Origin of the sequence: Rothia amarae (assembly GCF_042677725.1) — a bacterium.
Lineage (GTDB): Bacteria > Actinomycetota > Actinomycetes > Actinomycetales > Micrococcaceae > Rothia > Rothia amarae.
The window spans coordinates 172,766-184,793 of the sequence record NZ_JBHUCN010000008.1; the positions used below are offsets into that span (position 1 = coordinate 172,766).

Here is a 12,028-nt window from a genome sequence, read left to right on the forward strand (position 1 = left end):
TGGGGCTGGCCACCCCAGTAAGACGCAGCAAAGCCCGCAGGATGCCTGCAGATGTGAAGGTGGTGAACAGGTTCATTAATTCACGCCGATCGGTGGTGGAGCGGGTTATCGCGCAGGTCAAGACGTGGCGGGTTTTGCATACAGGTTTCCGGCGGCCGCTGAGCGTGTATGGGCGGGTGTTTGCGGTGGTTCGGGGGTTGGTGTTTTATGCGGCTGGGAGGACTTTTGAATAAGCCTCATGTTCTTCATGAAAAGCATTTCTTGCAAATTTTTAGAAAAATATGAGAATTATCACCGTAAAGAAAATTACGTACAATGGATAACACTTTTAGAATCAAAACGGAATTTACAATAAAATTTGGTCAATTTTGAGGCGTTTTGGGCGTCAAAACGCCTCAAAATTGACCAAAGTTGTGTGCGGGCGCAGGAGCTCACGCGCGTGGCGGGTTTTCTGAGATGATTAATGCTCAACCCGCTCGTTTCAAGGAGTTTTATGTCTGATTTTGCCCGCGTGGAACACAAACCCGCTCTCGTCGTTGCCGGATTGCGAGAAACTGTCGATCAGTTTGAGGGCCGCGCCACTCTATGGACGAAGGTAGTTGACTCGACAACTTTAGCTGGCGCCAACGTTGCTCATGCCCAGCAAATAGCTATTATTTTTGGGGCTAATAAGAACCAGGAATTCGACTACATGGCGGGGCTGGTAGTCGATTCACGCGAGAGCGCCGGCAAGCTAGGACTCAACGCGGCGGAAGTTCCTGCCGGCGAATACGCGATTGTGGACGTGCGCGGCCCCGCTCCCCTGGCGTCGTCGACCGGACTGGAATACCTGGTGAGCACTTTCCTGCCCGAGCACGGACTCAAACCCAACGGCCCCGCCATGGAGATTTTCGGCCCCGGCGACACCGGCGCAGAGGATTATGCGATGCAGGTGTGGCTACCGGTGAAGGCATAGGGCTTATTGAGAAAATCGGTGGGAATGCTTCAACGATTACACCAACATTTCTCCCAGCGCGGCAATGAGCAACAGCGCGGGCACCGAAATCACCATGCAAAGCAGAGATGTTGAAAAGAGTCTTTCTTTCTTGTGGGGAGCGGCTAGAAAAGCAGCCAGACCAAACAAAACGACGAGCGCGCCAAAAGTAACCCAGGTTGTCGCAGGCGAAGCCGTACCGACAAAGGCGGTGTATACAAAGAGTGCTACCGCAAGGGCGAATACGGCTAGAGCGAGAGGTTGGCGCATAGCTCTCCTTCGTCGCAGGGGCTGGGACAGCCATTTTTGTCTTCTTTTCCTGTACGTGGTGTTTGACCATTCTCTAGCATATCGAAAATCGATATGCTTTAATCAGAATCAGAACATCCTAGGAAAAGGTTCCACACATGCCACCCGTTGAAGAACATCGGATTCGATGCCATCTTGAACATCTTCTGGAAGAGAAAGAGCTTACCCTTGTTGAGCTTTCCACTCTCGTTGGAATTTCGGTGGCCAATCTATCCATTTTGAAAAATAATCGAGCAAAAGCAGTCCGCTTTTCGACCCTCACCGCACTTTGTGAAGTATTGGAATGCACCCCGGGCGAGCTGTTCGGCTTAGATAAGGATTGATAAGGAAAATAACAATGAACGAACCTGCCCAGAGCTCATATCAACTCTCCCGAGCGGAGCTTTAAGTCTCCCCTCATCGGCTTTATTAGCCTTTCCATCCTTATCCCAATAACAGCCTTTCTCTACTGGCCTTACCCTTCACGAGAACCATTATGGGTCACTTCTTACGATATAGATAAAGCAGTTCGAACAACTCTCGATACTTCAGAGTTGCCGGGTCACATCCTCGCCCTGGCGTGGAGCTACCACCTTCTCCCCCTCGTCGTCGCAACTGCATTTTGCGTACTCATGGCACTGGTATGTGCAGCCTTCAACGAGCGGGCTCATTTCACACGCAAATCAATTAAATATTTCTCCTTTATTCGGTGGATTCTTATCATCGGACTTATCGCTTACTGGGCACTTGATTTTATTCTTGACTCGCAAATTCTCGCTATTTTCCAGAGCTATCCTCATGTCACCATCAATCAAGAATGGGCGAACGTTCCGTTCTTGAGCGGATTTCTGCTCCTCATGATTATCTATTTCATTGAAGGTGCACTACGCCGAGGCCTCGCTCTCCAAGAGGACGTCGACGCCACGATTTAGCTTCGGTATTTCGCTGCCGTCATCCAGGGCCAAACCCCTCAGATAGCCCAGCACTTTCTTATAAGCTGACCTCATGCGCATCTCCATCGTCCTTTTTCAGGGTTTCGAGCTCCTCGATGTATTTGGACCCGCTGAGCTTTTTGGTTTTGTTGAGGGCTGGCAGGTTGAGTATCTGGCACCCACTATTGAACCAGTAGAAAGTGCGCAAGGTGTGCGCGTGGTACCAGACCGAACATACGCAGACTTTCTCAGTCAGAAAACTCATTCCACCCAGTTGCTCATGGTTCCCGGCGGACGGGGCACACGCCCGCTTACCGCTAATACAGGCTTTCTCGCCTGGCTCAAGACTGCCAGCGCGCAAGTAGATATTGTGAGCTCAGTCTGCACAGGGGCCGCCCTCCTTGCTTGCACTGGAATTCTCAACGGCCACCGAGCTACCAGTAATAAACGCGCCTTCGAATGGGTCAAATCATGCGGTCACAATATCCAATGGGAGCGCTCTGCTCGATGGGTGCATGATGGCAACCTCTGGACATCCTCCGGTATTGCAGCTGGCATCGACATGGCTGCTGCACTCATCGCAGAGTTAGTGGGGGAAGATGAACGCGATCGCATCTGTAGTCGCGCAGAAATTGTAATTACAAAGAACTCCAAGGATGACCCATTTGCGGGGGAGCCTACCGCTCTCGCATACAGCTAGGAAAACAACACCCCTCACACCTTTTTACTTTGCACATTTTTCACCCTCTCTAAATGCGACCCCACGCGCGTAACTGCAAAAACTTTCCTTGACTCTGTGACTTACATCATAAATGATAAGAGTTAACCCTGTCACGTTAAGCGAATGGAGAGCCAAAGATGAAAACCTACCGTGTAGAGAACCCCACCACTGGAGAAGTCGCTGAGACCTTTGATTTCGCCACCGATGCAGACATAAAGGTAGCAGCCGAAACCGCCGATAAAGCCTTCAAAACCTGGCGTGAGACCCCTATCGAAGACCGGGCAAAGATTGTTACTCGCGTTGCAGAACTTTTCGAGGAACGCAAAGATAAGCTCGCTGAAATTATCTCTCTAGAAATGGGTAAGCCCCTTGCAGAGGGTGTAGAAGAAGCAGAGTTCTGCGCCGCTATCTTCAACTACTACGCTGACCACGGCCCCAAGTTCGCTGCAGATGAAGAAATCCCCGTTGAGATGGACGGCAAAGCCTACATCCAACGCCGTCCTGTGGGTGTGCTTCTGGGAATCATGCCCTGGAACTTTCCCTACTACCAGGTTGCCCGCTTTGCTGCGCCCAACCTAATGCTAGGCAATACGATTCTTTTGAAACACGCGGAGATTTGCCCGCGCTCGGCTCTAGCTATCCAAGACATCATGAAAGAAGCGGGTGTCCCCGAGGGCGTCTATAAAAATATTTTCGCTACCCATGACCAGATTGCAGACCTCATTGCTCACCCCGCCGTACGAGGAGTCTCGTTGACGGGTTCCGAACGCGCTGGTTCTGCTATTGCCGCTATAGCCGGTGAGAACCTCAAAAAGGTCGTCCTGGAGCTGGGCGGTTCTGACCCCTATATCATCCTTGATACCGCCGACGTTAAACAGGCAGCTAAAGATGCCTGGGCAACACGCATGTACAATACCGGGCAGGCATGTAATTCCAACAAGCGCATCATCGTGATGGAAGATATCTACGATGAGTTCGTAGATGAGCTCGTCAAACTTGCAGAAGCTATGAAACCCGGTAAACCGGCAGAGGCTTCGGAGACGGTTTTCACGCCACTTTCCTCTCGTTCAGCGGCAGAAAACCTCAAGGCCCAGATGGACAAGGCCGTAGAAGCGGGTGCCAACTTGCGCACCGGCGGCACCCTCCTCGACGAAAACTCCTCCTACTTCGCACCCGCGGTTATCACCGACATCCCCGTAGGCTCAGAAATCTACTACGAAGAGTTCTTCGGTCCAGTAGCTACCGTCTTCAAGGTTTCCTCTGATGAAGAAGCCGTTGAGCTTGCCAATAACTCCCAATATGGGTTGGGTGGTTGCGTCTTCAGCGAAGACGTCGCTCGCGCCGGAAAGGTGGGCCAGCAGCTCGAAGTGGGAATGGCGAATGTCAATACCTACGCCGCCGAAGGCGCAGAGGTACCTTTTGGCGGGGTCAAAAACTCCGGCTACGGCCGCGAACTTGGCCCGTATGGCATGGATGAGTTCGTCAACAAGCGGATGTATTTCGTAGCAGACTAGAACCTCTCGCCACACCAGAGTTAGGGAGAAAACAATGGCAGATATTGGTCAACTCGTTCTTGAAGCACATACCCGGCTATTTGATCAGCATGATACCTCGGTGTTGGATGAATATTTCGCTGAGGATTTTGTTGAGCATTCACCCCTGATTGCTGACGATGCCGCAGGTTTGCGAGCTTTCGTCGAAGACCTCGGTGAGAGCCTTAAGTACACCAACGCCCGGGTCATTACGGATACCGCGAATCATCTCGTAGCACTTCACGGACGGTTCGAAGGAATTGAGGAGACCCCATTTGTTGGCTTCGATATTTATCGGGTCCACGATGGAAAAATAGTGGAGCATTGGGACAACCTTGTTCCCGAGGCGGCGCCGAATCCAAGCGGACGAACCCAGCTCGATGGCACTACCGATCCTGGCGATGAAAGCCAGACTGAAGATAATCGTAAGACCGTAATAGAGTTCTTTACACGCACGCTCATCGGCGGCGACTATTCAGGTTTTATTGATTACACCCAGAACGATCGGTTTTTTCAGCACTCTCCCGATATTGCCGATGGCTCGCAAAATTGCGTGGATTTTCTCCGCAAAATCCGGGAGGACGGCGAAGGTCTTGTCTACGACCGGATTCATCGCACCGTTGCGCAGGGTCAGTTTGTTCTGACTCATTCCGAAGGAAGCATCGGCGGAGTAAGGCATTCATACTGCGAGCTGTGGCGCGTAGATAACGGAAAGATTGTTGAACTGTGGGACGCCATTGGAGAAGTTCCTGCTGATTCGGAAGCCCTGCATCAGCACGGTATTTTCTAAATTTCTCTAACATTTTAAGCGAAAACTGGTCTCGGAACATTTTGTTCTGAGACCAGTTTTATAAAAAGGGTCTTGTAGAAAGAACACCAAGAATGTAGAGGTGGCCTCTCACTCTGAACCCGTCGCATTGCACGCCAATAGATAAACTACGCCACCCTCTATCCTTCGTACATCTGGCTAATTTCTCGCTCAAACCGTTCGTAAAATGCGCCTCGGCGTAGCTTTTGCGTGGGAGTCACCAATGCGGCATCGGTAGCATCGATGGCCACCACCCTAAATTTCTTCACCTGCTCGCTCCGCGCCATTCAGCACATCGGCGTCACCGTTCCCGATCTCGACGCCGCCACCCAGTTCTTCAAAGATGGACTAGGCGCGAAGGTCGCCTACGATGGCCTCACCAAAGACGACGAACCTCGCCAGGGCACCGACGTCGAACGTCAGCTTGGTCTGCCCAGTGGAGCAGCGATTCATAAGCAGAGGTTCTTGGTTATTGGCGCTGGCCCAGGCTAAAGCATGGGTGCCTGAAAAGCGATAAGTCGCCCCCTCTGGGATGCAAGAAAGGGTCAACTTTCCGTCAAAAAGTTGACCCTTTCTTGCACCTCAACGTAGAGGAGAACTAGGAGACCGCTCCACGCAAGGCGCGCAACGCTACCGAGAGCACTGCCAGTCGGGGGCGCCCGTCCTCACCGGGGGCAGCCTCAGCAATCTGAGCCAGCGTGGAGTCCACACGTTCCATACGAACGGGGTGTTCATTGACCCAGGTAGTGAGAATACCGTCGGCCTCTTCGGCAGATGCGGGAGTACGCTCCACGTTCTGGTCGCGTACGACGGCGAGCGCCAAAGCAGCAGCAATCTCGTAGAGGTCATCTCTCAGCGCCGAGCGTGCCAGGGTTTCCCAGCGGTCGTTGCGCGGCAGGTGGGAGATAGAGGTGAGCAGCTCATCTACTCCAAAGCGGTCGTAGACCGAGAAGTAGATGTGCGCTACCTTATCGACGTCGAGGTCATTGGCAGCGGCTATGCGAGCTACGTCCATGAGAGCGAAGCCTTCAAAGCTACGAATCCAGATGACCAGGAGGTCCTCGGGGATTCCCCATTCTTCCGCCTGGGTGCGCAGTACGTTTAGACGTGCGCGAGACTCGTCGGAGAGGTACTGAGGCAGGTCGCGGCGGAGATCCCGCACCTGGGAGTATTTCTGGATGAGTTCCTCAATAGGAGTTCCCACCACAACCGAGCGCTCGGTAATGAACCAGCGGACCAGACGGTCAAGTACACGCTGCCAATCGCGGATGATGGACTGCCATGCTTCCAACGGAGTGGAGGCGGGCAGGTCGCGGTGCATCTGCGCGGCGTATCCGATGTCGAACAGTTCGCGGGAGACGATGAAGGCGCGGGCAATGGCGTCTACCCCTGCACCGGTTTCTTCCTGTGCGCGGAATACGTGGGTGATTCCGGCAGTTTCTACCAGCTCGTTAGCGACGCGTGTGCAAATAATTTCCTGACGCAGCGGGTGGGATTCCAGGTGCTCGCCGAATCGCTCCACTAGAGCTGGCGGGAAGTATTCGCGTAGAACGCCCTCTAGGTAGGGGTCATCGGCAAAGGTGGTTTTCTCTAGCTCTTCGGTGAGGTGAATCTTCACGTAGGCAGCAAGAACGGACAGCTCGGGGCTGGTGAGCGTGATGCCGGTTTGGGCATAACGTTCTTCAATTTCTTGGTCGCTGGGGATGAATTCCACCTCGCGCACTAGACCTGCGTTTTCTTCGAGGTCATGAATCAAACGGATGTAGGCGCTGACACCGGGGATAACGCCGTGGCGTTCTGCCTGTAGTAGCACGTTCTGCTTAATGTTGGTTTCGAGAACCTGATGCCCAACATCCTCGCGGTGCGATTCGATGAAGGCGGCGCGCTCGTTAGCATCAAGAAGTCCGCGAGAGACCAGGCGGTCCACGAGAATCTTAATGTTGACTTCGCGGTCAGAGGTTTCCACGCCGGCGGAGTTATCGATGGCGTCGGTGTTGAGAATGACACCGTTTTCTGCGGCTTCGATACGCCCCAGCTGGGTCATACCCAAGTTGCCGCCTTCGCCAATGATGGTGGCGCGAACGTCGGCACCGTTAATGCGCAGCGAGTCGTTTGCTTTGTCGCCAACCTGCTCGTTAGTTTCGGTGGATGCCTTGATATAGGTACCGATACCGCCGTTGTACAGCAAATCTACGGGTGCTTTGAGGATGGCGGAGAGCAAGTCTGCCGGAGCCAGCTCGGTCACCGATTCATCCAGGCCCAGCACTTCGCGTACCTGCGGGGTGATTTCGATGGACTTTGCTCGGCGGGAGTACACGCCACCACCCTCTGAAATGAGTTCGGGGTTGTAGTCTTGCCACGAGGAACGGGGCAGGTTGTAGAGGCGCACACGCTCATCGAAGGCCGCGGCGGCATCGGGGTTGGGGTCCAGGAAAATGTCGCGGTGGTCGAAGGCTGCAACCAGGCGCGCTACCTTCGAGCGCATCAGTCCGTTACCGAAGACGTCACCTGACATATCGCCAATACCGACGACGGTGAACGGGTCGGTCTGGTCATCACGGCCCAATTCTGCGAAGTGGCGTTTGACCGATTCCCAGGCACCGCGTGCGGTAATGCCCATTGCCTTGTGGTCGTAACCTACCGAACCACCGGATGCGAAAGCATCTCCTAGCCAGAAGCCAAATTCTTCGGAAATGGCGTTGGCGGTGTCTGAGAACGCTGCGGTTCCCTTATCGGCGGCAACCACCAGGTAGTAGTCGTCGCCGTCGCGGGCAATAATGCCCTCACGGCACACAACGGTTTCGCTTCCGTCTTCACCCACCGAGAGGTTATCGGTAACGGAAAGCAGCGAGCGGATGAAAATCTTATAAGACTCGCGGCCTTCGGTGATCCAAGCATCGCGGTCCTGTGCGGGGTCGGGGAGCTGCTTGGGGAAGAAGCCGCCCTTAGCGCCGGTGGGAATGATGACCGAGTTCTTCACCATCTGAGCTTTTACCAGGCCAAGAACTTCGGTGCGGAAATCTTCACGGCGGTCAGACCAGCGCAAACCGCCGCGAGCTACTGAACCGAAGCGCAGGTGAACACCCTCGACGCGCGGTGAGTACACAAAAATTTCGAACTTGGGTCGGGGCAACGGTGCAAAGTCGATTTCCTGAGGAGCTACCTTGATAGCCACACCGTAGTCGTTCAAGAAAGCGTTGGTGCGCAGAGTTGCCGCCATAACGGTTGCCATAGAACGCAAGAAGCGGTCGGCGTCCAGCGTAGGAATTTCCCCTAAAGCTTCCTGAATCTTTGCCGAAATATCCTGACGGGTGCTTTCACGCTCGTCCTCGGAGAGGTTCTTCTCGGGGTCAAAGCTGGTTGCAAAGAAGTCCACCAAAAGTCCGGTTACGGCGGGGTATGCCAGCAGGGTGTCCGACATAAATTCGGGGGTGAACCCGCGGCCCAACTGACCCAGGTAGTGGGTGTAGGTACGCAGAACCGCAACGTGCTTCCAGTCGAGCTTTTCGGCGAGCATCAACCGGTCGAGTGAATCTGACTCACGGCGCTGTTGTAGGTAAGCGTTCAGGGCATCCTCGTACACATCGGCTACTTCTGCGGGGTTGACGCCGGCGGGGAACTTCACGCCGAAGTCGTAGAGCAAGAAAGAGCGACCATCAGAAGGCTTGATTTCGTAAGGCTTCTGGTCAATAACGGTCAGACCCATATTTTGCATAACCGGGAGTAACTCGGTCAGAGTATGTGCCTGTGAGAGGTAGGTTTTGACGCGCGCGCCCTGTTCGTCCGTTGAAATGCGCACGGCAGCAGGCTTAGCGTCGTCGGTAGAGAGCGACTCAAAAATATCGATGTCTACAATCTGCTCATCCACGCTATAGTCAGCGCGGTAGGTTGCAGGCACAGCCTCAGACCAGGCGCTAGCACTCGCACGTCCTTCATCCCCAGGGTGAGCAGCTTCGAGTGCGGCAACAGTAGCCTCACCCCAAGAACGCACTGCACGCTGAAGGCGCTTCTCAATGTTGGCGGTATCCAGGTCAGGTAGCTCATGGGGGTGAGCCAGGCGCAAGCGGAAGAACAGGCGTGCCAGCGATGAGGTGGAGAGGCGAACCTCAAAGTCCTGGGAGTCTAGGTCAATTTCCTCGCGGAAAACCTGCTCAATACGCTGGCGAACACCGGTGTTGTAACGGTCGCGCGGCAAGAAAACGATAGCGGAAACAAAGCGGCCGAAATCGTCGGGACGCAAGAAAAGGCGGGTAGTGCGTCGCTCTTCCAAGCCCATGATTCCGCGGAAAATTTCGGTGAGCTTATCTACGTTTGTATGAAGTAGCTCGGTGCGCGGGTATGCCTCAATGATGCCCGTCAGGGTCTTGTCAGAGTGCGAACCAGGCTGGAAACCCAGACGACGGCGCACGATAGCTACGCGTTCACGCACCAGCGGGGTTTCGCTGGCAGGTAGGGAGTAAGCCTGCAAGGAGAACAGACCCAAAATAACGTATTCGCCAATCACGTTGCCCGAAGAATCGAAGTCGCGCACCCCAATGTAATCCAGGTACTCATGGCGGTGCACAGTGGAGCGAGAGTTCGCCTTGGTGATGTAAATAGGCTGGGGGTCATGGGCATTCTCTGCGGAGAAACCGGTCACGGTGAAGCTATTGGAATCTTCACCCGCCAGCACGCCCAGGCCGGTTCCGGGGCGGTCAGTCAAAGTAACCTCTGAGCCTGAGCCTCTCAGATCGCGCTCTTTCACTCCCATAAACAGGAAATTACCGCGGGCCAGCCAACGCAAGAATTCCTGCACACTTGCCACGCGGGAGGCTGGATCAACCTCAGAATTTAGGTAGCCGGAGTAGTGCTCCGCCCCACCCAAGGTGATGTCCTGAAGCGGCTCCAGACCCTCGGCAATTTCTAACACACGTTGCGCCATTGCCGTGCTGTCGTTGGCAGCAAGCTGAACATCGCTGAGGATGGTGTGGACGTCAGAAATCAACTGGGTTCGTTCATCGGGGTTGAGGTAGGACGCAAGGCGAACCGAAATCCAGGACTCGATTGTTAGTTGAGTGTTTGAATCTGCGCGCTGGGAGATGCGTAGGGAAGGAAGAGCTGCGGTATCACCCGACGCCACAGGCTGTTCAACGCCGGTGGGCTGGATGGAAACGAGCTCACCATCGACGGTGCGCTCCACAATGAAAATGGGGTGGTTGAGCGAGGAAATTCCGCCGTATTTAGCGGCAATCTCGGCGGTAATGGAGCTGACCAAGAAGCTCATGTCGTCCGTTGCGATGAGCAAAATGCTCTGTGAGCCGTCCTCCATGACGTCTACCAATGCTTCGCCGGGTGCGCGGCGCGACGCCAATTTACGGTGCGCACCTGCCAGCTTTTCTAGTTCTTCTTGCGAATAGCCCTGCAGTTCTTCTTCTGAAGTGTGGCGGTAGTACTGACCGATCCACTCATCATTGCCTGACCAGGTGAAATTTGCGCCGTCTTGAGCGTGCAAAATATGCCTCCGAGTAAAAGGTTACGGTCACGCCATTGTGACCCTGTGGTGGCGCGGTGAAAGCGCCGTCTCATATACCTTATCTGGTCGGGGAGAATACGTGAATCAAGCCACGGGCGGTTATTCAAAAGGTTGAGGATTCATCCAACGGGCACAGTAAGGGGAAGCCGACACATAAAAGTACACCATTAGTGCAAAAGTACAAGCTTGAGCATGTATTTTTGCGCTAACGGTGTATTTTTTGAGCAAGAGCCCCGAGTTATATTTACCTAGCTCTTTTTGCGGAAATTCTTAGTTTGTTGCTTCCACTGTTTTCGCTGTTCTGCCATTTCGCGCGATTTCCTCTCGGGCGAGTAGCACCCGATACATAAAGTTTTGAGTAGGGGCCTCAACTCCCACGGTGTGCGCCCGTCGGACTACTTCGCCGACTTGGTCTTCTAGTTCAGAAGGTCTACCCTCTGCGAGGTCCCGTTGCATAGAGGACGTTGTAGCTTCTTCAAATCCATCGGTATAGATCGCGAATATATCTGCAATATCGCTCTCAGTCACATTCACCCCGTGCGCGCGAGCCACCTGTGCACACTCGTCCATCGAATCGCGCACCATCTGCCGGGTACTTTCATGAGAGCGAGTCTGCCCCACAGATAGATTGGAAACAGCTCCTACCGCTCCATACGAAGAAATAAGCGCCAGCTTTTTCCACAGCGCCCGACGAATATCGTCAGTTCCCGTCAGGTCAATCGGAGTATTTTTAAACAGGGCGATAACGGTAGAAAGACCTTTTCCATTACGGGATACAAATTCTCCAGCTACCAATTTGGCTTCGTGCCCCAGGAGCTTGACAACGCCTGGGGCAGTTCGCTGGACAATCACCACGCAGGTACTCGCCACTATGGAAGACTCTTCCAAACATTCACTGGCGTTCTCTGGGGCAGTAATGCCATTCTGCACGGTAAGTATTGCCGCGCCAGAAGAAATTTTGCCGCGGAGGTCTTTGACTACATCGGAAATCTGCCAAGCTTTAGTTGCCAAGATAACCACGTCGACGTCGAGCGACTCAGGTACTTCGGTAAATATGCCGGAGAGAGCTACCACTTCGTTAGTCTGGTAGGGGCTCTGAAGAGTGAGTGTGGGTTCGCCCCATTCGCTCCTGGTTTTTAGATAGATTTCGTGCCCTGCTTGTGCGAGCCTGCCCGCGAAATACAGACCCATTGCGCCTGCACCATAGACAAGAACCTTCATGACTACTCCCTTGTAAGCGAAGAAATTCTGATGGTTGCATC

At 53.9% G+C, this 12,028-nt stretch carries 11 protein-coding genes; 8 read left to right on the plus strand and 3 right to left on the minus strand.

Annotated features, from left to right (window positions below; translation table 11 throughout):
* The coding region (locus ACFR81_RS04365) for a hypothetical protein (protein ID WP_377148652.1) at positions 1 to 233 on the plus strand (233 nt) is incomplete at its 5' end.
* 260 nt (positions 234 to 493) lie between these two features.
* A complete protein-coding gene (locus ACFR81_RS04370; protein ID WP_343874647.1) occupies positions 494 to 955 on the plus strand; it encodes a GyrI-like domain-containing protein in 462 nt (153 codons plus the stop codon).
* A gap of 36 nt (positions 956 to 991) precedes the next feature.
* Here ACFR81_RS04370 and ACFR81_RS04375 read toward each other — a convergent pair whose 3' ends face one another.
* Entirely contained in the window at positions 992 to 1,243 is a 252-nt protein-coding gene (locus ACFR81_RS04375) for a hypothetical protein (RefSeq protein WP_151146111.1), read from the minus strand.
* Between the two features lie 137 nt (positions 1,244 to 1,380).
* On the opposite strand from ACFR81_RS04375, the gene ACFR81_RS04380 reads away from it, so the two are divergent.
* From ACFR81_RS04380 to ACFR81_RS04405, 6 genes are all read left to right on the plus strand, one after another.
* Complete coding sequence (locus ACFR81_RS04380; RefSeq protein ID WP_343874651.1) at positions 1,381 to 1,605, plus strand: helix-turn-helix domain-containing protein; 225 nt, start codon at positions 1,381 to 1,383, stop codon at positions 1,603 to 1,605.
* Between the two features lie 210 nt (positions 1,606 to 1,815).
* On the plus strand, positions 1,816 to 2,193 hold the full coding sequence (locus tag ACFR81_RS04385) for a hypothetical protein (RefSeq protein ID WP_343874653.1): 378 nt from the start codon (positions 1,816 to 1,818) through the stop codon (positions 2,191 to 2,193).
* 73 nt (positions 2,194 to 2,266) lie between these two features.
* Positions 2,267 to 2,893 (plus strand): DJ-1/PfpI family protein, encoded by a 627-nt coding sequence (locus tag ACFR81_RS04390; protein ID WP_343874655.1) that lies wholly within the window; start codon positions 2,267 to 2,269, stop codon positions 2,891 to 2,893.
* Between the two features lie 158 nt (positions 2,894 to 3,051).
* Complete coding sequence (locus ACFR81_RS04395; RefSeq protein WP_343874657.1) at positions 3,052 to 4,428, plus strand: NAD-dependent succinate-semialdehyde dehydrogenase; 1,377 nt, start codon at positions 3,052 to 3,054, stop codon at positions 4,426 to 4,428.
* Between the two features lie 34 nt (positions 4,429 to 4,462).
* Positions 4,463 to 5,236, plus strand: a complete 774-nt coding sequence (locus ACFR81_RS04400; protein ID WP_343874659.1) for a nuclear transport factor 2 family protein — start codon at positions 4,463 to 4,465, stop codon at positions 5,234 to 5,236.
* Positions 5,237 to 5,464: 228 nt separating this feature from the next.
* Positions 5,465 to 5,746 (plus strand): VOC family protein, encoded by a 282-nt coding sequence (locus ACFR81_RS04405; RefSeq protein ID WP_343874661.1) that lies wholly within the window; start codon positions 5,465 to 5,467, stop codon positions 5,744 to 5,746.
* 106 nt (positions 5,747 to 5,852) lie between these two features.
* Here ACFR81_RS04405 and ACFR81_RS04410 read toward each other — a convergent pair whose 3' ends face one another.
* Both ACFR81_RS04410 and ACFR81_RS04415 read right to left on the minus strand, forming a co-directional pair.
* Positions 5,853 to 10,745, minus strand: a complete 4,893-nt coding sequence (locus tag ACFR81_RS04410; protein WP_343874664.1) for an NAD-glutamate dehydrogenase — start codon at positions 10,743 to 10,745, stop codon at positions 5,853 to 5,855.
* 291 nt (positions 10,746 to 11,036) lie between these two features.
* On the minus strand, positions 11,037 to 11,987 hold the full coding sequence (locus ACFR81_RS04415; RefSeq protein WP_343874666.1) for a ketopantoate reductase family protein: 951 nt from the start codon (positions 11,985 to 11,987) through the stop codon (positions 11,037 to 11,039).
* Positions 11,988 to 12,028: the final 41 nt, after the last annotated feature.